18 protein-coding genes and 1 pseudogene are annotated in these 21,743 nt (G+C 68.0%); 8 read left to right on the forward strand and 11 right to left on the reverse strand.

The window, feature by feature from the left end; translation table 11 throughout:
* Positions 1-80 precede the first annotated feature (80 nt).
* Together V3B46_RS11000 and V3B46_RS11005 are read right to left on the reverse strand one after the other, a co-directional pair.
* Positions 81-608 (reverse strand): GNAT family N-acetyltransferase, encoded by a 528-nt coding sequence (locus V3B46_RS11000; RefSeq protein WP_329891905.1) that lies wholly within the window; start codon positions 606-608, stop codon positions 81-83.
* A gap of 436 nt (positions 609-1,044) precedes the next feature.
* A complete protein-coding gene (locus V3B46_RS11005; RefSeq protein WP_154261821.1) occupies positions 1,045-3,021 on the reverse strand; it encodes a UvrD-helicase domain-containing protein in 1,977 nt (658 codons plus the stop codon).
* A 101-nt stretch (positions 3,022-3,122) separates the two neighbouring features.
* Between V3B46_RS11005 and V3B46_RS11010 the strand changes: the two genes are divergently transcribed.
* Positions 3,123-3,743, forward strand: coding sequence for a thymidine kinase (locus V3B46_RS11010; RefSeq protein WP_008264720.1), 621 nt, complete (start codon positions 3,123-3,125; stop codon positions 3,741-3,743).
* Between the two features lie 95 nt (positions 3,744-3,838).
* On the forward strand, positions 3,839-4,543 hold the full coding sequence (locus V3B46_RS11015) for an SEL1-like repeat protein (RefSeq protein ID WP_032128680.1): 705 nt from the start codon (positions 3,839-3,841) through the stop codon (positions 4,541-4,543).
* A 42-nt stretch (positions 4,544-4,585) separates the two neighbouring features.
* Here the strand turns inward: V3B46_RS11015 and V3B46_RS11020 are convergent, their stop codons facing one another.
* The 4 genes from V3B46_RS11020 to V3B46_RS11035 form a co-directional block, all read right to left on the reverse strand.
* A complete protein-coding gene (locus V3B46_RS11020) occupies positions 4,586-6,190 on the reverse strand; it encodes an OpgD/OpgG family glucan biosynthesis protein (protein WP_012509627.1) in 1,605 nt (534 codons plus the stop codon).
* Between the two features lie 105 nt (positions 6,191-6,295).
* Entirely contained in the window at positions 6,296-7,108 is an 813-nt protein-coding gene (gene mutM / locus V3B46_RS11025) for a bifunctional DNA-formamidopyrimidine glycosylase/DNA-(apurinic or apyrimidinic site) lyase (protein WP_135271819.1), read from the reverse strand.
* Positions 7,109-7,127: 19 nt separating this feature from the next.
* On the reverse strand, positions 7,128-7,460 hold the full coding sequence (locus tag V3B46_RS11030) for an EF-hand domain-containing protein (RefSeq protein ID WP_154261820.1): 333 nt from the start codon (positions 7,458-7,460) through the stop codon (positions 7,128-7,130).
* A complete protein-coding gene (locus V3B46_RS11035; RefSeq protein ID WP_154261819.1) occupies positions 7,457-8,659 on the reverse strand; it encodes a DesA family fatty acid desaturase in 1,203 nt (400 codons plus the stop codon). The genes V3B46_RS11030 and V3B46_RS11035 overlap by 4 nt, the downstream gene beginning before the upstream one ends.
* A gap of 151 nt (positions 8,660-8,810) precedes the next feature.
* Here V3B46_RS11035 and V3B46_RS11040 point away from each other — a divergent pair, with 151 nt between their 5' ends.
* Both V3B46_RS11040 and V3B46_RS11045 read left to right on the forward strand, forming a co-directional pair.
* Positions 8,811-9,632 (forward strand): ABC transporter ATP-binding protein, encoded by an 822-nt coding sequence (locus tag V3B46_RS11040; RefSeq protein WP_329891906.1) that lies wholly within the window; start codon positions 8,811-8,813, stop codon positions 9,630-9,632.
* Positions 9,633-9,781: 149 nt separating this feature from the next.
* Positions 9,782-9,934, forward strand: a pseudogene (locus V3B46_RS11045) (ABC transporter ATP-binding protein); the annotation flags it as partial.
* Positions 9,935-10,107: 173 nt separating this feature from the next.
* Here V3B46_RS11045 and V3B46_RS11050 read toward each other — a convergent pair.
* Together V3B46_RS11050 and V3B46_RS11055 are read right to left on the reverse strand one after the other, a co-directional pair.
* Positions 10,108-11,310, reverse strand: coding sequence for a DUF4785 domain-containing protein (locus tag V3B46_RS11050; protein ID WP_329891907.1), 1,203 nt, complete (start codon positions 11,308-11,310; stop codon positions 10,108-10,110).
* A gap of 11 nt (positions 11,311-11,321) precedes the next feature.
* Positions 11,322-12,200, reverse strand: a complete 879-nt coding sequence (locus V3B46_RS11055; RefSeq protein WP_329891908.1) for a hypothetical protein — start codon at positions 12,198-12,200, stop codon at positions 11,322-11,324.
* A 262-nt stretch (positions 12,201-12,462) separates the two neighbouring features.
* Between V3B46_RS11055 and V3B46_RS11060 the strand changes: the two genes are divergently transcribed.
* Positions 12,463-13,302 carry an acid phosphatase gene (locus V3B46_RS11060; protein ID WP_329891909.1) on the forward strand — a complete coding sequence of 280 codons (840 nt, stop codon included), beginning with the start codon at positions 12,463-12,465 and terminating at the stop codon, positions 13,300-13,302.
* A 112-nt stretch (positions 13,303-13,414) separates the two neighbouring features.
* Here the strand turns inward: V3B46_RS11060 and V3B46_RS11065 are convergent, their stop codons facing one another.
* On the reverse strand, positions 13,415-15,685 hold the full coding sequence (locus V3B46_RS11065) for a TonB-dependent receptor (RefSeq protein ID WP_329891910.1): 2,271 nt from the start codon (positions 15,683-15,685) through the stop codon (positions 13,415-13,417).
* Between the two features lie 159 nt (positions 15,686-15,844).
* Here V3B46_RS11065 and V3B46_RS11070 point away from each other — a divergent pair, with 159 nt between their 5' ends.
* Complete coding sequence (locus V3B46_RS11070) at positions 15,845-16,861, forward strand: TIGR00266 family protein (protein WP_329891911.1); 1,017 nt, start codon at positions 15,845-15,847, stop codon at positions 16,859-16,861.
* Between the two features lie 178 nt (positions 16,862-17,039).
* Entirely contained in the window at positions 17,040-18,032 is a 993-nt protein-coding gene (locus tag V3B46_RS11075; RefSeq protein ID WP_329891912.1) for a patatin-like phospholipase family protein, read from the forward strand.
* Between the two features lie 39 nt (positions 18,033-18,071).
* Here V3B46_RS11075 and V3B46_RS11080 read toward each other — a convergent pair whose 3' ends face one another.
* Together V3B46_RS11080 and V3B46_RS11085 are read right to left on the reverse strand one after the other, a co-directional pair.
* Positions 18,072-20,072 (reverse strand): hypothetical protein, encoded by a 2,001-nt coding sequence (locus V3B46_RS11080; protein ID WP_329891913.1) that lies wholly within the window; start codon positions 20,070-20,072, stop codon positions 18,072-18,074.
* 87 nt (positions 20,073-20,159) lie between these two features.
* Positions 20,160-20,642, reverse strand: a complete 483-nt coding sequence (locus V3B46_RS11085) for an Lrp/AsnC family transcriptional regulator (protein ID WP_004153377.1) — start codon at positions 20,640-20,642, stop codon at positions 20,160-20,162.
* 125 nt (positions 20,643-20,767) lie between these two features.
* Here V3B46_RS11085 and phhA point away from each other — a divergent pair, with 125 nt between their 5' ends.
* Positions 20,768-21,661, forward strand: coding sequence for a phenylalanine 4-monooxygenase (phhA, locus tag V3B46_RS11090; RefSeq protein ID WP_088023024.1), 894 nt, complete (start codon positions 20,768-20,770; stop codon positions 21,659-21,661).
* The last annotated feature ends 82 nt before the right edge of the window (positions 21,662-21,743 follow it).

Genomic DNA, 21,743 nt, shown 5'->3' on the forward strand with positions numbered 1-21,743 from the left:
CCGCCCCCCGGTGCCACCGCGGGCGCGCGGGCCGGGGCCGGGCTCCCCCCCCCCCCGGGGGCCCCCCCCCCCCCCCCCCACTACCCGACGTCAGCCGCACCCAAGGTGGCGTACAGCCGGCTGGGTGTTTCGATGCCCGGCAACTGGATGACCCCGCGTTCCTGCATGCCCAGGCCCAGCAGGATCTTCCCGGACACCACGTTGCCCAGATCGGTGATGCCATACAGATCCTGCAGGCCCAGCTCAGCGCGCGCATGCGCGAACACCGCCCGCGCCGCCTCACCGGCATAACCCTGCCCGGCGAATTCCGACAGCACTGCATAGCCGATGTCCGGCCCCGGCAGGCCATCGCGGCGCACCAGCCCGGCATTGCCCAGCCACGCCCCATCGGACAACCGCTCGATGGCATACATGCCGAACCCATTCAACGCATAGCTGTGCAGCACCCGCAGCGCGATGTACTCACGCGCCTGTTCTTCACTGCGCACATTGCGGTCACCAATGAAGCGCACGAAGCCCGGATCATTCAACAGCGCCAGCATCGGCGCCGCATCGCGATCAGGTTCAATCGCACGCAGACGCAGGCGTTCACTTTCGATGGAATGCATGCGCAGACCTCCAGCCGAAACCCCGATTCTGCCTCACCCCGGCTGCTGCTTTTGATTTTCTTTTTTCTTTCCGTGGCTGGCGCGCACGGAACCTGTCAGAGGCCGGGCGGGTGGGCTGGACGGGACCGTCCGCGGCATGGGCCCGAGGCATGCCTCGGGCGGGTTGGGCAGGACGCCCAACCCCGGTCTTGCCGTGTGCGCAGGACAGCGCACACGAGCAAGCCGCGGCCGAGCCCCCATGGAAGGGTTTACGGCGTGTCCCGACCAGGGGCCCCCCCCCCCCCCCCCCCCCCCACCAAAGAGCACCGCCCCCCCCCCCGCCCCCCCCGCCCCCCCCGCCCCCCCCCCCCCCCCCCCCCCCCCCCCCCCCCCCCCCCGCCCCACCACGAATGCACTGCGAACAGCGCCAACCACGAGGGGCTGCGCCGTTCGCCGGTCAATCGAACAGCGCCTCGATCGCCGCCAACCCCGCACTCGCCCGTTCCTTCTTGCGCACCGCATCGGCCACCGGATCAGCACCATCGCGCTGGATCTCCTCGGCCGGAATCTCGTCGAAGAACCGGCTCGGCTTCAGCCGCACGTGCTCGCCGAACTTGCGGGTGAGCTTGCTGTAACTCATCCACAACTGGATCTTGGCGCGGGTGATGCCCACGTACAGCAGGCGCCGCTCTTCCTGCAGATTGCCCTCGTCCAGGCTGACCTGGTGCGGCAGCACGCCGTCTTCGCAGCCGACGATGAACACGTACGGGAATTCCAGGCCCTTGGAGGCGTGCATGGTCATCATGCGCACCTGGTTGCCGCCCTCGTCCTTGTCGCTGCGTGACAACAGCGCCAGCTGGCCGGCCAGATCAGCGGCGGTAGCGCCACGTGGGCCCCCCTCGAACCATTGCGCCAGTTCCTCGATGTTGTTGGCACGGCGCTGGTAGCTGGCCTCTTCCTTGGCCTGCTGGCGCAACTCGCTCAGCAATCCTGATTCCTTGGCAACCTTGCGGATCATGTCACCGGAACTGATCTGCCGCATCTGTGCGCGCAGGTCGCGCAGGATGTCGGTGAAGCGCGCCAGGCTGTTGGCCGCACGCGGTGGCAGTTGCTGCAGGGCGCCGATCGCCTCGGCAGCCTGCGCCATCGGCATGTCCTTCTCCTGCGCCAGCTCGGCCAGCCTGGCCAGCGTGCCGGCGCCGACGTCGCGCTTGGGTGACTGCACCGCACGCATGAACGCGGTGTCGTCGTCCGGGTTCACCAGCAGGCGCAGCCAGGCCAGCGTGTCCTTCACTTCCTGGCGTTCCAGGAACATGGTGCCGCCGGTCAGGTGATACGGGATGCGCAGCAGCTGCATCGCCTTTTCCAGCGGGCGCGACTGGAAGTTGCCGCGGAACAGGATGCAGAAATCACTCCACGGCACATTGCGCGACTGCGCCACGAAGGCGATCTCGGCGGCGACCTTTTCCGCTTCGTGCTCGCTGTTGCGGCACTCCCACACGCGGATGCGTTCGCCGTCGGCCTGGTCGCTCCACAGCTTCTTCAGATGCTCGTGCGGATTGTTGGCGATCAGCGCATTGGCCGCGCGCAGCACGCGGTTGGAGCAGCGGTAGTTCTGCTCCAGCTTGATGATCTCCAGCGTGGGATAGTCGCGCCCCATCTGCTGCAGGTTTTCCGGATTGGCGCCGCGCCAGGCATAGATCGACTGGTCATCGTCACCCACGCAGGTGAAGTTGCCCTTGTCACCGGCCAGCTGCTTGAGCAGCCGGTACTGCGCGTCGTTGGTGTCCTGGCATTCGTCCACCAGCAGGTAGCCGATGCGCTCGCGCCAGGCCAGCGCGATCTCCGGATTTTCTTCCAGGATCTGTACCGGCAGACGGATCAGGTCATCGAAGTCGACCGCATTGAACGCCGTCAGGCGCAGCTGGTAGCGCTCGTAGACGCTGGCCGCTTCCTTCTCGCGATTGCTGCGCGCGGCGGCCATCGCCTGCTCGGGAGACAGGCCGGCGTTCTTCGCGCGCGACACCAGGTTCTTCATGTCCTCGATGTCGTCGGGCTTGGCCCCGTACATCAGGTCCTTGATCTGCGCAGCGGCATCGTCTGCATCGAAGATCGAGAAGCCGCGCTTCAGGCCAACGGCCGCGTGCTCGATCTGCAGGAACTTCAGGCCCAGCGCATGGAAGGTGCAGATGGTCACCTCGTCGGCGTCCTGCTCGCGCAGGCGCTTGGCCACGCGCTCGCGCATTTCCTTGGCCGACTTGTTGGTGAAGGTGATCGCCGCGATGCGGCGCGCCGGATAGCGGCCGCAGCCGATCAGGTGGGCGATCTTTTCCACGATCACACGCGTCTTGCCGCTGCCCGCGCCGGCGAGCACCAGCAGTGGACCTTCGATGTGCAGGACGGCGGCGGCTTGGGGGGGATTGAGACCGTGCATGGGTTGGGGATTGTAGCGGGGCCGGGTGACGACCACAGCGGGCCACCGGTGGGGTTGCTGAACGGCTTCGGCGAAGCGGGGCTGCGGCGTACAATCCGTCGATGGCCAAGCTCTACTTCTACTATTCGGCGATGAACGCCGGCAAGACCACCACCCTTCTGCAGAGCGCCCACAACTACCGCGAGCGCGGCATGCGGGTGGCGATCCTGACCCCGCGCCTGGACGATCGTGCCGGCGCCGGCGTGGTCGCCTCGCGGATCGGCCTGCGTGCGGACGGCATGGCCTTCGACCGCGATACCGACCTGCAGCGTTGGGTCGAGCAGGATCTGGCAGCCAACGGCCCGATGGGCTGCGTGCTGGTGGACGAGGCGCAGTTCCTGACCCGCGCCCAGGTCTGGCAGCTCAGCGAAGTGGTCGACCAGCTGCGCATTCCGGTGCTGTGCTACGGGTTGCGCACCGACTTCCGCGGCGAGCTGTTCGAGGGCAGCCAGTACCTGCTGGCCTGGGCCGATGAGATGCAGGAGATCAAGACCATCTGCCACAGTGGCAAGAAGGCGACGATGACGGTGCGCGTGGACGAGCATGGGCACGCGGTGCAGGACGGCCCGCAGGTGGAGATCGGCGGCAACGACCGCTACGTGTCGGTCAGCCGCGCCGAGTTCAAGAAGATCACCCGCGGCGAAGGGCGCATCGATCCGGCGCAGGCGCCCCTGCCGCTGTAGCAGGCGCGCCGGTGCGCCATGACCTCCAGCGGTTTACAAGCAAGCGCTGTCGCGCCTAGGCTGCAGCTCACCTGCTGCCGAACTGGACGTCCGACATGCGCTCTGCCCTCCTGCTGCTGCCGCTGCTGTTGCTGCCCCTGCTGGCCACCGCGGCCGAGCGCCCGTCAGGTGAAGACGATGCGGCGGTGATCGGCGCCGGTTTCATGGACAGCCACCCGGACATGATGTACCGGCAATGGGGCGTCAACGCGCTGCGTCGCAACGATGTCAACGGCGCGATGGACAACTTCCGGCTGGCCGCGCGGTATGCGGACAAGCCTGCCCAGGGCTACCTCGGCGAGATGTACTGGTACGGGGTAGAGCAGCCGCGCAATCCGGTCATGGCCTATGCCTGGATGGAGGTGGCGGCCGAACGTGGCTATCCGTTGTTCGTCGAGCTGCGCAACGAGTACTGGGCCACGCTGCCGCTGGAGCAGCATGATGCGGCGCGCGCGCAGGCAAGCGCGCTGCGCGCCGAGTATGGTGACGAAGTCGCGCGCCCACGCATGGCCGAAGTGCTCAGAAAGGGGCGCCGCGAGATGACCGGCAGCCGCGTCGGCTCGATGTCCAACAACGTCGACATCGTGTACATGGACGGCGGAATCTCCCGCACCATCAAGGCCGATCGCCTCTACGACCCGAAGTACTGGGACCCGAAGCAGTACGAACGCTGGCAGGACGAAACCTGGATGAAGATCCGCCGGGGCACGGTGGAAGTGGGTGTGCCGACCCAGTCGCACGCCACCGACAGCAAGCCTTGAAACAACGGTGCCGGCGTGTGGCCGGCACCGGGCCGCATCCATTCAGTACAGCGTGCGCTCCGGCGCACCTGCCGGCGGCGGGGTGTACTGGTACAGCCAGGTCTCGGTGAGGGTCTTGCCGCCACTGCGCAGGAACAGGCGGATGTCGATCTGCTCGGTGCTGCCTTCCGGCGGCACCAGGTCGAACATCGCGCGGTAGCCGTTGATCTCGCGCAGCGGGCGCGCCGACACGATCTCGACCCGGCCGCGGCTGGCTTCCACCACGGCCTCGACCTCGCCCTTGTCGATCAGCCTGGCCAGTTCGCCGCCTTCGAAGTCCACCGCGAAGCGCCAGCTGAAATACTCGCGCTTCTTGCCGACCACGCCACCCAGGCCGGTGCGGCTGGCCACGCAGTGCGCCAGCGGCGGCCGTGCCGGCGGCTCGGCCCCCCAGTACAGGCGATAGCCGACCAGCAGCTCCTGGCCCGGCTGCGGCTTTTCCTTCGGGTTCCAGAACGCCACGATGTTGTCGAAGGTCTCGTCCACGGTGGGAATCTCCACCAGCTGCACCGAGCCTTCGCCCCATTCGCCCTTCGGCTCCACCCACAGGCACGGGCGCTTCTCGTAGAACACGCCGTCGTCCTGGTAGTGGTCGAAGTTGCGGTCGCGCTGCAGCAGGCCGAAACCACGCGGGTTGCGGTCCACGAACATGTTGAAGCGCAGGTTGCGCGGGTTCAGCAGCGGCCGCCAGATCCACTCGCCTGCACCGGTCCACAGCGACAGGCCATCGGTGTCGTGGATCTCCGGGCGCCAGTCCCATGCCATGCGGCGGTCGTTCTCGCCCACCTGGTACATGCTCGTGCACGGGGCGATGCCCAGCCGCTCGATCGCCTTGCGCGGGTACAGCGCGCTGTCGATGTCCATCAGCAGCACGTCGCCATTGGTGATGGCGAAGCGGTACGCACCAGCCACGCTGGGCGAATCCAGCAGGCCGTAGACCACGATCGTCTCCGAATCGGCCGACGGCTGTTCCAGGTAGTAGGCGATGAAGTCCGGGAATTCCTCCGGTTTGCCCATGCCGGTGTCGATCGCCAGACCGCGCGCGGACTGGCCGTACTGGCCTTCCTTGCCGACCGCGCGGAAGTAGCTGGCGCCGAGGAAGGCGGCGAAGTCGCGGTCGGTGTCCTTGCGGGTGTTCAGGCGGAAACCGGCGAAGCCCAGATCGGCCGGCAGCTCGCCGTCCTTGATGCCGCTCTTGCCGTAGTTGAACGCCGCGCCGTCATAGGCCAGCTCCTGCGCCTTGCCGTCGACCACGTCGAACATGCGCACCGGCGAGTGGAAGTACAGGCCCAGGTGGAAGAACTTGGCCTGGAACTTGCCCGGCTGGTCAGCCCACAGCGCATGGTCCTGGCGGTAGCCGATCGACTGGTACTGGTCCCAGTCCAGGCCTTCCAGGCGGCCCGGCAGCACCCGCTTGTGGCTCTTGTAGGGTGCCTGTGCCAGCGCGCGCGCCTGGCCCTTCAGGGTGGCGAAGTCGAACGGCTGCGGCTGGCCGAGGCGGCGCAGGCCCATCTGGCCGCTCTTGCTGGCCGCGCACGCGGGCAGGGACGGCAGGCCGAATGCAGCCAGGGCGAGGGAGGCATTGCGGATGAAGTCGCGTCGTTGCATGCAGGCGCGTCAGGCACAGAGGGAAGGTCGGCCATCATAGGCAGACAAACGTTAACGGGCAGCGGAGACGTGCCCTGCCCGTTCAGCTGCCGCTGGCCGCCCGTCTCAGCGCTGGCAGTGGCTGCACCAGACGCTGGCGCGCTGGCCGATGGTGGCGTGCTTCAGCGCGCGGCCACAGTTCGGGCAGGGCAGCCCGTCACGGCCGTACACCAGCAGTTCCTGTTCGAAGTAGCCCGGCGCGCCGTCAGGGCTGATGAAATCGCGCAGCGTGGTGCCGCCACGGGTGATGGCGTAGCCGAGGATTTCCTTCACCGCGTCGGCCAGCCGCTGATAGCGCCCGCGCGAGATCTTGCCGGCCTCGCGCAGTGGACTGATTCCGGCCTTGAACAGGCTTTCGGCGGCGTAGATGTTGCCCACGCCCACCACCACCGCCTGGTCCATCAGGAAGGTCTTCACCGGCGCGCTGCGGCCCCGGCTGCGGGCGAACAGGTAATCGCCGTCGAAGGCGTCGTCCAGCGGCTCCGGGCCCAGCCCCTGCAGCAGCGGGTGGATCTCGCCGGCCGGCTGCCAGAGCAGGCTGCCGAAGCGGCGCGGGTCGTTGAAGCGCAGCAGGCGGCCGTTGTCCAGGCTGATATCCACGTGGTCGTGGGCGCGCACCGGCGTATCACCGGGCAGCACACGCAGGCTGCCGGACATGCCCAGGTGCAGCACCGCGCTACCGATGGCGGTATCCAGCAGCAGGTATTTGGCGCGGCGGCGGATGTCCTCGATGCGCTGCCCGGGCAGCAGCTCGGCCACTTCCGGCGGAATCGGCCAGCGCAGGTCGGCGCGACGCAGGATCACGCCATGCACGCGGCGACCCTGCAGGTGCGGCGCCAGGCCGCGGCGGGTGGTTTCGACTTCGGGCAGTTCAGGCATGAATCGATTCTACGCCCGCTCAGCGTGGCGGTGCCGCCAGTTCACGGGCATCCAGGACGCCATCACCGTTGGCATCCTGCTTGTGGAAACGCTGCACGATCACCTGCCGCTGCTGCCCGCGGATGATCGCCCTGCCCTTGCCGCCGGGCAGCTCGTCCGCGCTCAGCACGCCATCGCCATTGCGGTCCATGCGATCAAAGGCATACAACATCCACTGCACGTACTCGGATTCACTCACCCGGCCGTCGCCATCGCTGTCCATCCGCTGCAGGTAGCTGGTGGTATCGGTGACCTGGGCCAGCGCCGCGCCCGGCAGCAGCGCGGCCAGCAGAAGCCCGTACCCTGCCCTCACGCGCCCACCAGGCTGTAGCCCTTCAAGCGTGCGGCATAGGCCTGCAGCGCGGCGATCCCGCTTTCCTCGGCCTCGCGGCACCACGCCTGCAGCTGGTGCAGGCGCTCGGCGGCGTCGTGGCCTCGGGCTTCCAGCAACGCGGCCAATCGCCCGCGGTACTCGACCAGGGTGCGGATACGCGGCCGTTGTGCCACCCATGCGCTGAGCTGGGCGCGACTGTCCGGCTTCAGCCAGCGGCCATCGTTGACGAGGCCACGGCGCAGCCGGCGCGGCAGCAGCCGGCGCAGCTTGGCCCCAGCCTGCACGGCTTCCTCGCGCAGAGCCGGCATGAACACATTGCGCTGGTAATCGGTCATCGCCTGGAAGCGGTGCGACAGCAGCGCCTTCAGGGTTTCGGCATCGGGCACGGCGATGTTCGGGCGCACGTCCATGGCCGGCGCCACCCGCAGCACCTTGGCCAGGCGCAGCGCCTGCAGCAGGCGGATCGCACTCCAGCCGATATCGAACTCCCAGCGCCGCATCGCAAAGCGCGCCGAACTGGGGAAGGCATGGTGGTTGTTGTGCAGCTCCTCGCCACCGATCCAGAAGCCCCACGGCGTAAGGTTGGTGGAGGTATCGGCCGACTCGTAGTTGCGGTAGCCCCACCAGTGCCCCAGGCCATTGACCACGCCGGCCGCCCAGAATGGGATCCACGCCATCTGGATCGCCCACAGGGCCACGCCAGGCAGGCCAAACAACACGGTATTGATCGCGAACAGCAGCACCGGCCCCAACGTGGCATGCGGGGTGTACAGGCGGCGCTCGATCGCATCATCCGGGGTGCCGCGCCCGTACTGCTCGATGTCCGCACGCTGGCCGCGGGCTTCGCGGTACAGCTCCACGCCGTGCCAGAACACCTTGCCGATGCCACGGGTGACCGGGCTGTGCGGGTCGTCCTCGGTTTCCACCTTCGCATGGTGCTTGCGGTGGATGGCCACCCACTCGCGGGTGATCATCGAGGTGGTCAGCCACAGCCAGAACCGGAACACGTGGGCCAGCGCCGGGTGGAAATCGACCCCGCGATGGGCCTGGCTGCGATGCAGGTACAGGGTCACAGAGAAGATGGTGATCTGGGTGAAGACCAGCAGCACGACCAGCATGGCCCACCAGCCCAGGCCCAGCACACCACCAGTCAACAGGGACATCAGGGCATCGGGCATGGCGGCTCTCCGTATCGACGCGGCGATGGCAGACATCATGGGCGCTTGCGTTGCAAACTGCATCCCTGCGGCGGTGATTGCCACCGTCATCCGTGGCACCGTTCACAGTTGGGGACCTGAGTTGTCGAGCCTTGATCCACGCGCCAGCACCATGACCGCCGCCCCGCCCGTCGCGGAGCTGCCCCCCTTGATCGAACTGGACCGCGCCACCGTGGTGCGCGGCCAGGTGAAGGTGCTGCACGGGCTCAGCCTGCGCATCGCGCAGGGCCAGCACACCGCCCTGCTCGGCCCCAACGGCTGCGGCAAGTCGACCTTCATCAAGCTGATCACCCGCGAGCTGTACCCGCTGGCCCAGGGCGAGGGCTCGGTGGCGGTGAAGGTGCTGGGCCAGAACCGCTGGCAGGTGGACCGGCTGCGCTCGCAGCTGGGCATCGTCACCGGCGACCTCAGCAGCAACCTGTCCGACATGCCCGGGCTGACCGTGGAGCAGGCGGTGTTGTCCGGCTTCTTCGCCAGCTACGTAGTGCCGGCCTTCCGCGAAGTGACCGCCGACATGCGCGCGCGTGTTGGCGAAACGCTGGCGATGACCGGCGCGTTGTCGCTGCGTGAGCGCGCCTACGCCGAGCTGTCCGCCGGCGAGACCCGCCGCGTGCTGATCGCCCGCGCGCTGGTCAACCGGCCGCAGGCGCTGCTGCTGGATGAGCCCTCCACCGGCCTGGACCTGGTCGCCCGCGAGCAGCTGGTGGCGACCATGCGGGTGCTGGCACAGCAGGGCATCACCCTAGTGCTGGTGACCCACCACATCGAAGAGATCATTCCCGAGATCGAGCGCGTGGTGCTGCTGCGCGATGGCCGTGTACAGGCCGATGGCACCCGCGCCGAGCTGCTACGCAACGAACCGTTGTCGGCAGTGTTCGGCGGCGCGATCACGGTGGTCGAGCAGGAAGGCCGGCTGACCGCGTACGCGGGGTAACGCGTCGGACCCGCGGGACGGCGGTAGAGTCGACTGTCAGTCGACTATCGCGCGCAGCGCGGGGTTTTTGCGGTCTGTTGGAAGGGCAGTCGACTAACAGTCGACTCTACCCAGTCGACTCTACCCAGTCGGCTCCACCCCAGTCAGCCGAGATCGAGCGGGTGGTGCTGCTGCGCGATGGCCGTGTACAGGCCGATGGCACCCGCGCCGAGCTGCTGCGCAACGAGCCGCTGTCGGCGGTGTTCGGCGGCGCGATCACGGTGGTCGAGCAGGAAGGCCGGCTGACCGCGTACGCGGGGTAACGCGTCGGACCCGCGGGACGGCGGTAGAGTCGACTGTCAGTCGACTATCGCGCGCAGCGCGGGGTTTTTGCGGTCTGTTGGAAGGGCAGTCGACTAACAGTCGACTCTACCCAGTCGGCTCCACCCCAGTCAGCCGATGCAGCGGGCCGGGGAATCCGGCCCGCTGCATTGCTTCAGAACCTCAACGCCAGCGCGCGCGACTCGATCGGTGCCATCCGGCTCTGGTCCTGCAACTGCAGGTCGCGCAGTTCGTAAGGCGCACCGAATCCGGCCGGCAACGCCGCCTGGTCGAACGGCAGCACCAGCTGGCCTGCGCCCGGGCCATCGAACCACGCGGCCGCATGTGCCTGTGCGACCGGCTTCAACTGGCCATCGCGGGCGGTGGCATACAGCGTGCCCCGCGCCTCATAGCGTCCGGCCGCAGCCACCTGCAGCGGCAGCGCCACCTGGCGGCTGGCCGGGTCCGGCGCGGCCTTTCCACTGAAGCGGGCAGTCGGCCGTGCCACCGCAAAGGCGACCTTGCCATCGCGCAGCACACCGTCCGCTTGGGCGAACACCTGCAGCTCCCACAGCCCCTGCACGGTTCCGACATCGGCTGGGATCCTTACCTGCGCGCGCAGCGCACCATCGGTGGTGCGCAGCAACCGCTGCGGCCAGCTGCGGCCATCCGGTGCGACCAGCAGGGCTTCACCGCCCAGGCCGCCACGACGCGATGCCAGCTGCGCGGTGGTGGCGCCGTCTTCCAGCAGGCGTGCCTGCAGCTGCACGTTGCCGCCAGCCAGCACCTGCGCCTGGTTGGCCTGCACTTCCAGCCGCAGCGGACTGTTCGGCTCCAGCACCTGCACCACGTAGCGGCCCTGGGCCTGCGCGCTCTGCAGCGTGTACGCACCGACTGCACTGGTCGCGCCGGTACGCAGCATGCTGCTGCCATCGCTGACCGACATGCCGGCCTCCTGCAGCGCGCGCGCATCGACACTGCGCGCCACGCTGCTGCGGCCAGCCGGGTCGCGCACCTGCAGCGTGTTGGCCGGCAGCGCGCGGGCACCGTCGGCCGGGCTCAGCTGGATCACCGCATCCGGCGCCGTCAGTGGCAGGTCCAGGCCGCGCTGCAGCTGCGTGCCATCAACCTGCTGCCAGTAGCTGCGACTGACCGAGGCATACGGCGTGGCCGCCTGCAGCGGTTGTGCGGGGTCCAGCGCCCAGGCAAAGGCCAGTGGCGCGTGTTCGCTCTCATCGGCGGGAAGCGGCGCGGCTACCAGGGCGGCGGGCACCTGATCGCCCGCACGGGCGGCCTGCAGCGGCTGCGCGGCCTGCGCTGCGGAAAGGGACAGCACTGCCAGGGTGGCGCCGGCCAGCAGGGTGGATTGAATCGTCATGGTCGTCTCCCTCACTGGGTCAGGTCGTTGCGCAGCAGGGTGCCGAGGCCGAAGCACTCGCGGCGGCTCTGGTTGTGGCTGAGCGGTTCTGCACCCTGGGTACGCGCCTTGTCGGTGAACCAGGTGGTGCCGGCGGCCTTCTGGCTGCTGCACTCCAGGAAGCCATCGGAGCAGGACGACAGCCAGTTCTGGGTGAACTCCAGGCCGACGTTGGCGGCATAGCCACCGCAGTAGCTGTTGCTGTCCCACACCGCCGACTCCACGTCGCTGCCAACCACGGCACGGAACGGTTTGGGCAGCGCCGGGCGACCAGCGGTGCCGTACAGGTTCTGTGCGTTGTAGGTGGCCATGCTCGCCACCTGCTGCTGGCGCACCGCGTCGTTCTTGTAGCCCAGCAGCCAGCCCAGCGAGGTTTCGAAGGTGTTGCCGTTGAGCACCGCATCGGCCAGCGGCGTGCCGGCAGAGGACGGTGCCAGCGCGTTGACCTTGCGCACCGTGCGGATGATCTTCGGATAGCGACTGTCGTAGGTCGGGTTGGACAGGATCCAGCGCATCACGTTGCCGCCGTTGGAGTGGGTGATCACCACCAGCTGGGTAATGCCACGGCTGTCGATGAAGCTGGTCAACTGGTTGGCCAGGCAGCCGGCGGCTTCCGGCTTCCACATGTACTGGGTGAAGTCGCAGTTGATGACGACGTAGTTGCTGCTGTTCGGCAGGCCCTGGCGCACGGTGTCGATGATCGCCGGTTGCCAGTAGTCCTGGGTGGCGTTGGTCTGTGCGCCGGTGCCATGCACGAAGGCCACGCCGACCACGTCGGCAGCCTGTGCCGGCGCGGCTGCCAGCCCGAGGAGCAGGGCCAGGACGGTACTTCCTGTTGCGGTGCTGCGCATCGCTTCTCTCCCTCTGTCAACGGATCCCCCCGACCCGGCTGGAACTGGACGGCCCCTGGTGCTTGCCGTTGTGCCGATGCTCGCGGCGCGGCCACGTGAAAGTCCGTGCGCTGCGCCCGGATTCATGAGACTGACGTCAGTCGATGACGCTTTTCATATCGCCGGGATGACCATGCCGGGTCTGGCCGTATGACCGATGGCCACTGCGGTGTCGTATACGGGCTGCGATCATGGCGCGATGTTTTTCCTCCGGAGCCTGTCCATGTCGCTGATTTCCCACCCTGCCCGCCCGCTGCTCGGCCTTGCCGTCGTTGCGGCCCTGGCTGGTTGTGCCGCCACCGTCGCCAAGCCGACCGCCGTCGAAGCCAACATCACCACCAAGGCGGTGGGCTATCTGGACAAGAGCGCGGTACCGGCCAGCCTCGACCTGGTGCCAGCACCGCCGGTGGCCGGTTCGGCCGCCCTCGCCCTCGACGAACAGGTCAGCCGTGAAGCCCGCGCGCTGCGTGGCAGCCCGCGCTTCGCCCAGGCCGGTGTCGATGCGGAACTCGGCTTCCCCGAAGGCGCCAACCACTTCTCCTGCGCCGCCGACATCGACGTCGATGCGGTGAAGACCCCGGCGCTGTACCGCCTGCTGGAGCGCAGCCGGATCGACGCCAGCGCTGCCACCAAGGCCGCCAAGAACCACTACCAGCGCCCGCGCCCGTTCATGGTCAATGGTGAACCGACCTGCTCGCCGAAGGACGAAGAAGGCCTGCGCAGGAACGGTTCCTACCCGTCCGGCCACACCTCGATCGGCTGGGCCTGGGCCCTGATCCTGTCCGAGATCGCGCCGGACCGCGCCGATGCCATCCAGGCCCGTGGCCGCAACTACGGCGAGAGCCGCCTGGTCTGCAACGTGCACTGGCAGAGCGACATCCTCGAAGGCCGCTTCATGGGCGCCGCCGCCGTGGCCCGCCTGCACGACAACGCCGCGTTCAACAAGGACCTGCTGGCCGCACGCAAAGAGATCGCTGCCGCGCGCAAGGCCGGCCTGCACTCCAGCCGCGACTGCGCCACCGAGAACGCGGTGCTGAAGGTGCGCCCGCAGAGCGCGCTGTAGGCGCCTGGCGGTTCAGTTGTTGCCGGCCGGCGGCCGGCACTACCGATGGGTGTAAAGCAGCAGGGCCGGCATTGCGCCGGCCCTTCTTCATTGCATCAACGCAGCCACCGCATCAGAACTTCGCGGTGAACTCCACGCCCCAGGTACGCGGCTCGTTGAGGAAGCCGGTCAGGTTGTTGAAGTCGATCGCACCCACCACGCGGGTCTGGTTGGTCAGGTTGCGGCCGAACACTGCCACGTCGTACTGGCCGTACTCCCAGTTGTAGCCCAGGCGCAGGCCGCCTTCCAGCGAACTGCGGCCGCGGAATTCCGGCGATTCGTAGATGAAGAAGTTGACCGCGCTGCGGTAGGCCCAGTCGGTGTAGGCGTACAGCTCGCTGCCATCACTGAGCGGGAAGCCGACGCGCAGGGTGGCGTTGTGGATCCACTTCGGCGCCTGCGGCAGCGGGTTGCCGTTGACCAGCGCGTAGGTGCCGCCGTTGATGATCGTGGTCGGGTCGTTGATGGTGCAGCCGCCGCCACAGATCGCCACCGCCAGGTCCTTGTCCTTGATCTCGGTGTCGTTGTAGCTGCTGCCGAAGGTCAGCAGCACGTTGTCGGCCAGGTAGGCCTCCAGGTCCAGCTCGACGCCCTGGCCGATGGTCTTGTCGGCGTTGAGCAGGGTCGCCGTGTTGTTGCCGCCACCGACGGCGATCAGCTGCTGGCCGTCCACATCGTAGCGGAACACGCTGAAGCCCAGGCGCGCGCGGCGGTCGAACAGGTCGGCCTTGATGCCGGCCTCGTAGGAGATCACCTTCTCCGAATCGGCCTGCGACAGGCCCGGCGCGAACGCCAGGCGGCCCTGGATCGACGGCGCGCGGAAGCCCTTGGCCACGCGGGCGTAGGCATTGACGTTGTCGGTCAGCTTGTACACGCCGCTGACATCCCAGCTGACGTCGTTGACATCGGTGTTGGCCAGATACGGGCCGCTGACCGGCGTACCGCCCGGGGTCTGCTGCAGCACGCTGGCGCTGAAGTCCTTCTTGTCCTGGGTGTAGCGCACGCCGCCACGCAGCTTGAAGCGGTCGGTGACGTCGAAGTCACCGGAGGCGAACACCGCCCACGCCTTGTTGCGCTGCTGCTGCACCACGTGGCCGGTCTGCGGGTTGCCCGGGGTGAGCGAGTCGTAGTTGAAGTTGTTGATGGTCACGTCTTCATCGAAGTAGAAGACGCCGGCCTGCCAGTCGAAGCGGCCCCATTCGTTGGATTCCACGCGGAATTCCTGGGTCCACTGGCGGTGGTCCGGCAGGCCGTCGGCCGACTCGGACGGGAACGGGATCAGGCCCGGGCCGGAGTTGCCGGCGCCGAGGAAAGCGGCGCCGTAGCCACCGTCGATGTCACCACGATTGAGCGATTCGGCGGTTTCATAACCGGTGATCGAATGCAGGGTCACCGAGCCGAGGTTCCACTGCAGGCGCGCGCTGCCGCCCCAGGTTTCCAGATCGGAGAAGTTGACGCCGTCGTTGGCGACCTTGTCGCGGTCGAAGTTCTCGACCAGCGCGTTGCCACCCTTCTCGATGATGTTGGCGCGGAACAGGCGCGCGGTGCCGTTGAGCTTGCGCTTGTGCAGATTGAACAGTGCTTCGAAATCATCGCCTTCGTACAGGAACTGCACGCGGCCGGCCGCTTCGTCGTAGCCTTCAAACCCGCTGTTGGGGGCACCGGCGTGGGTGTTGTCGACCCAGTCGTCGCGGCGCTGGTAGATGGCCGACACGCGCGCGGACCAGCGGTCGGTCAGCGGGCCGCCGTAGGCGCCCTGCACGTTCCAGCTGTTGTAGCGGCCGTAGCCCACGCGCACGTAGCCATCGGCATCCTGCGACGGACGCGCCGAATCGAACTTGACCACGCCGGCCGGGGTGTTGCGGCCGAACAGGGTGCCCTGCGGACCGCGCAGCACTTCCACACCGGCCAGGTCGAACAGCGGGAAGCCCTTCAGCAGCGGGCTTTCCTGCACCACGTCGTCGTACACCAGCGATACCGGCTGCGAGGCATTGAGGTCGAAATCGGTGTTGCCCAGGCCGCGGATGTAGAAGCGCGGGAAGGCACGACCGTAGGACGACTCGATGTTGAGGCTGGGCACGCGCGCGGCCAGGAAGCGGATGTCATCGCCCGCCGAACCCAGCACATCGAGCTTCTCGCCCTGGATCGCGCTGATCGCGACCGGCACGTCCTTGGCGTTCTCGACGCGGCGCTGCGCGGTCACCTGCAGGGCATCAAGGGCAACCGGATCCTTGGCAGCGGGAGTTTCCTGGGCGGCTGCTACCAGCGGCAACAGGGCGGAAAGAGCGGCAACGAGGGGGCGCGCGACCGGAAGGCGGCCACGGGAAGTGCGGGTCGGAGACATGGCGGTAGGCTGTGTTTGGAGGGGTGGTAAAACGGCGCTACCAGATAATTGTTGCAATACAGCACCTGCCCCGCAAATGCCTGCCGTTCATGGCCGCGTCGCCCCGGCCCCCGCCCCCTCGCTAGACTCGGGGTTTTCCAGCCCTGCAGAGCCGCCGCGATGACCCAGTGGTACTTCCATGCCTCCGCCCAGGCCGAGCGTATCGGCCCGCTTGATGACGAGGCCGCGCGCCGTTATGCGCAGGCCAACCCGCGCGCCCTGGCCTGGTGCCAGGGCATGAGCGGGTGGACCTCGATTGCCGAGGTGCCCGAACTGCAGTCCGCGGCCCCGGGCATGCCGAACACCCCGCCGCCGGTCCCCGCCGCCGCCAGCGGCCGCGCCGACGACATCGAGTTCCGCATCGTCGGCCATGAAATGCAGTTCGTGGAGATCGAGCTTGATCCCGGCGAGAGCGCCATTGCCGAGGCCGGCGCATTGATGTTCAAGGATGCCACCGTGCAGATGGACACGGTGTTCGGCGCCGCCAACGGCGACCAGGGCGGCGGCTTCATGGGCAAGGTGATGGCCGCCGGCAAGCGCGTGCTGACCGGCGAAAGCCTGTTCGCCACCGTCTATACCCAGAGCGGCCACGGCAAGGGCAAGGTCGCCTTCGCCGCGCCCTACCCCGGCACCGTGCTGGCAATGAAGCTGGACCAGCATGGCGGCCGCCTGATCTGCCAGAAGGACAGCTTCCTGGCCGGCGCGCGCGGCGTGCAGATCGGCGTGCAGTTCCAGCGCAAGATCATGACCGGTCTGTTCGGAGGCGAAGGTTTCATCATGCAGAAGCTGGAAGGCGACGGCTGGGTGTTCATCCATGCCGGCGGTTGCGTGGTGGAGCGCGAGCTGGCGGCTGGCGAGCGGCTGGATGTGGATACCGGCTGCGTGGTGGCCTACCACCCGACCGTAGACATGGAGGTACGCCGGGTGGCCGGCATCAAGAGCATGCTGTTCGGTGGCGAAGGCGTGTTCCTGGCCACGCTGACCGGTCCGGGCAAGGTCTGGCTGCAGTCGCTGCCGTTCTCACGCCTGGCCGGCCGCATGTGGATGGCCGCGCCGCAGGGCGGTGGCCAGAACCGCGGCGAAGGCTCGGTGCTGGGCGGCCTGGGCCGGATGCTGGACGGCGACAACCGGTTCTGACCACAGGAGCTCGGTGGGTGCCGACCTTGGTCGGCACTGGAATCTGCGCGTGCCGACCAAGGTCGGCACCTACCGGCCCCATTTCCTGAATGGGCGAGACTCCCCACCCTGCCCGCCCCGCGACGGCTTCGGTATGCTGGCGCCCTTTCCTGAATCCGGCGCCGCGAGCGCACTGCCGATGAGCCTGTTCCGCCCCCGCATGCTGCTGTCCGTCGCCCTGATCGGCCTGCTGGCCGGCTGCGGTGGCGACCCGGTCCGCCCCACACCGCCGCCTGCGCCGGCCGTGGTGCCGCAGGCCAAGCCGGTGAAGATCGGTATCGCGCTCGGCGGTGGCGCGGCCAAGGGCTTCGCGCACATCGGCGTGATCAAGATGCTGGAAGCCAATGGCTTCGAGCCGGCCGTGGTGTCCGGCACCAGCGCCGGCAGCGTGGTCGGCGCGCTGTACGCCAGCGGCATGGACGCCTTCCAGATGCAGAGCAGGGCGGTCGCGCTGGACGAAGCCAGCATCCGCGACGTGCGCCTGTTCTCCGGTGGCCTGGTGCAGGGCCAGAAGCTGCAGGACTACGTCAACGAGCAGGTTGCCAACCGTCCTGCCGAGCGCCTGAAGAAGCCGTTCGCCGCCGTCGCCACCCAGCTGGAGACCGGCGAGCGTGCGATCTTCGTGCGCGGCAACGTCGGCCAGGCGGTGCGCGCGTCCAGCAGCATTCCCGGCGTGTTCGAGCCGGTGAAGATCGGTGGCCGCAACTACATCGACGGTGGCGTGGTCAGCCCGGTGCCGGTGGATGCCGCGCGCCAGCTCGGCGCCGACTTCGTGATCGCCGTGGACATCTCCAGCAAGGCCAGCGGCAAGGCGCCGACCGACATGCTGGGCATCGTCAACCAGTCCATCTCGATCATGGGCCAACGCCTGGGCGAACAGGAACTGGCACGCGCCGACATCGTCATCCGCCCGAAGGTGCTGGACATCGGCGCCGCCGACTTCAGCCAGCGTGGCACCGCGATCCTGGAAGGCGAGAAGGCCGCAATGGCCGCCATGCCGCAGATCCGCGCCAAGATCCAGCAGCTGCAGCGTGCACGCGCCGCCGCAGCGGCACCGGCACCAGTGGCCGCGCCGAAGTGCGAGGAAGCCTCGCGCCTGGGCAAGCTGATGGGCCGCAAGGACAAGTGCTGATCTGAGCCGGCGTGTCGCTGCCAGACAGCGACGCGCGTTCTAGCGTGCGGGCCGGTAACCGCTGGCCTGCTGTCGCTCGCGCCTGCGCTTCTGGCGTGCCTGCTCCTGCAGTGTCGCCGTGTGCTGCAGCTGTTCCATGCCATCGGCCGGTAGGTGCAGCTGGCGTCGCGCACGGGTCAGCGCCAGATAGACCGCGCGCACCGGGTTGTGCCAGATGCGCCCGCCCTGCCCCGCACTGAAGCAGCCGGGTGACAGCGAGACCACGTCGAACTGCAGGTTCTTCGCGTGTTCGGCCAGGCACAGCGCCACCCGCCCTTCAGCGGGCGTGTCCTGGTCATCGAGCGCCTGCAGCAGTGACTGCACCCGATCGGCAGACGCAAACAGTTCGACCAGCGCGCCCTGCCCTTCGTCGGCCTGCGTGGCCAGGACGTGCTCCCATGTCGGGTCCGATGCGCTGTCGCGGCGCCGACGCCACGCATCCAGTGGTCGCTGCAGCACGCTGCGCAGCGCACGCAGCGATGCCGGATGCAGGTAGGGCCGCAGCCCGAGCGCGTGCAGCTGTGCCGCATCCAGGGCCAGATCGGCGACGCTGCCATGGATGCGCAGGCCCTCGCTCGGCACCTGCGCCCAGTCGCGGTAATGCAGCACACCGGTGGCGCGGTCGGCGGCACCGACGAACGGCCCCCTGTCCTGGCCCAGCCCATCCAGTGCCAGGGTCTGGTTGACCAGGCCCTCGACCTGGTTGCCCTGGCGCACCGACTGGTGCATTTCCAGCACCTTCGACGCGGACCAGCGCGGCACCGTACCGGTCAGGCACTGGTGCGGATCACCCAGGCTGACCACGCCAGGCGCATGGCCGGCCAGCAACTGCTTCCACGACGGGCTCAGGTCATGCGCCTCGTCCACCAGCAGCATGCCCATGTCCAGCGGCGGGGTGACGCCGCGCAGTGCCAACCACTTGCCGATGTGCGCCGGGCTGAGGCTCAGCAGCGTGCCCCGCTGCAGTTCGGCGTCGAACATGCAGCGCCAGACGTGCTCGGCGGCCGCCATGTACGGCGACACATCGAGCATCGCAGCGGGCACCGAACGGTCGAAATGCTGGAACGCCAAGCCCGTTGCCGACGACGCGCACCAACGGTTGATGGCCTCGAACGCGGTCAGCAGCACTTGCTCCGGGCTGCGCCCACCGATGCCCTGCAGCCCGATGCGGCCGGCAATCTCGCGCGGCGTACGGGTGCTGCGCCGGTAGCTGGCAACGAAGCCACCGGTCTGGCCGCTGCGCGCGGCGTGCTGGGCCACGCGGTTGGCGAACTCGATCTGGGTCAGCAGGCGCACCGCAGTGCTGGCCGGCACGCGGGCGCGGAAGGCTTCCACCTGCCCACGCGAGGGCGCCACGTAGGTGTAGCGGCCCGGCCGCGCCTCCATCAGCGCCAGCACCAGGTGGCCCTTGCCGGTGCCGGCATAGCCATCGAGGTCGATCAGCTCATCGGGGTTGGCGGCGATGGCGCGCAGCACGCGGGCCTGCTCGGAGGTGTACAGGCCATGGTGCTCGACCGACCGCGCATCCGCGGCGGCGACGTCATCCTGCGTGGCCTCGTCGTCGTCACTGGAAAAGGTGGCGGGAAAGCGGATCTCATGTTCGACCAGGGTTTCCTGGCAGGCCTGCTGCAGGGCCAGTCCCTGGTACTCCCGTGGCGATTGCGCGATGACGTCCTGCAGGATCTCCGCCGGCGCCAGCAGCACGCCGTGGGCGGCCAATGCGCTCAACCAGGCATCCAGTTCCGGCTGGCCACCGCCACCGGGGCCGGCCAGTTGTGCAGCCGCACCTTCGTTGCTGGCAAACAGCGTGCAGGCATCATGCAGCAGGCGCTCGATCTCGGCCGCTGGATGCAGGCGCGTCCGGCACAGCTGCGCGGCCATCAGCCCGGCCTGCTCCACTGCGGTCTGCGGTGGCGTGCCATGGGCAACGTAGCGCGCCAGCGACTTGCGCTGCAGCGGCAGGAACGTAGTGGTGGGCAGCGGGTGCTGGACTTCGGACATGCGTGGAACCGGAAAGGAACGCTGCGACGCGCGCAGGGCGGAGATGCTCGGCTACCCGCCCGGCGCCGTCAAATCGCGGCGGCGCGTTTATTCCAGCTGCGAAAGCGGCAATGCCTGGAAGCCCTTCACCGTGCGCAGCACGAAGCTGGAATTGGCATCGGCCACGCCGCCGGCATTGAGCAGCCGGTCCAGCAGGAAGTGCGAGAAGTGCTCCAGGTCGCGCACGTAGACGTGCAGCAGGTAGTCCATGTCACCGGTCAGTGCATGGCAGGCCACCACTTCATCCCAGCCCTGCACGCTGTCCACGAAGTGGCCGATCGCGGCCTGGTCGTGCTTTTCCAGCTGCACGCGTACGAAGGCCTGCAGGCCCAGGCGCAGCTGGCGCGGTTCCAGCCGCGCACCATAGCCGACGATCACGCCCTCGCTTTCCAGCCGCTGCAGGCGGCGCAGGCAGGCCGAGGGTGAGAGGTTCACCCGCGTCGCCAGCTCGGCGTTGGTGGCGCGCCCATCCCGCTGTATTTCAGCCAGCAGGCGTATATCCGTGCGATCGAACTGGACTTCTCCGGCCATTGTTGCCCCGCAACATGGTGAGTACGCAAGGATATTGCGCCAGCAAGGCCAATCGACGCAACTTTTGCAACCCTGTTGCGCGCGCCCTGCCCTAGCATCGTGGGTAGCCCGTCAAGGAGTGCCCCATGGACCTCGCCCAGCCCCGCCGCGTCGAACACCAGCAGACCGACAAGGGCTACGTGCCGGTGTATACCACCGCGCTCGTCGAGCAGCCGTGGGACACCTACAGCGCCGACGACCACGCCACCTGGAGCACGCTGTACCAGCGCCAGCGCGAACTGCTGGTCGGCCGCGCCTGCCAGGAATTCCTGGATGCACAGGATGAGATGGGCATGAACGCGCACATGATCCCGCGCTTCGACCAGCTCAACGAAGTACTGGGCGCGGCCACTGGCTGGACCCTGGTGGGCGTGGAGGGCCTGCTGCCGGAACTGGATTTCTTCGACCACCTGGCCAATCGCCGATTCCCGGTGACCTGGTGGATCCGTCGTCCGGACCAGATCGACTACATCGCCGAACCAGACCTGTTCCACGATCTGTTCGGCCATGTGCCGCTGCTGATGAACCCGGTGTTCGCCGACTACATGGAGGCGTACGGCCGTGGCGGCGTCAAAGCCCACGCGATCGGCCCGGACGCGCTGCAGAACCTGACCCGCCTGTACTGGTACACGGTGGAGTTTGGCCTGATCGATACGCCCGACGGCCTGCGCATCTACGGCGCCGGCATCGTGTCGTCGAAGGGCGAGTCGCTGTACTCGCTGGAATCGGCCGCGCCCAACCGCATCGGTTTCGACCTGCAACGGATCATGCGCACCAAGTACCGCATCGACACCTTCCAGAAGACCTACTTCGTCATCGACAGCTTCGAACAGCTGATGCAGGCGACGTCACCGGACTTCACCCCGATCTACGCGGCACTGTCTGACCAAGCGCATCTGCCGGCAGGCGATGTGCAGGACGATGACCGCGTGTTCCAGGCCGGCACCGGCGAAGGCTGGGCCGACGGCGGCGACGTGTAAGCGCACCGCGTACAGCGCTTCGCATTGAGAACGGCGCACCTGGATGCGCCGTTTTCGTTGCTGCCTGCCTGCACCGTTACGG

Origin of the sequence: Stenotrophomonas sp. SMYL11 (genome assembly GCF_036320005.1) — a bacterium.
Lineage (GTDB): Bacteria > Pseudomonadota > Gammaproteobacteria > Xanthomonadales > Xanthomonadaceae > Stenotrophomonas > Stenotrophomonas maltophilia_A.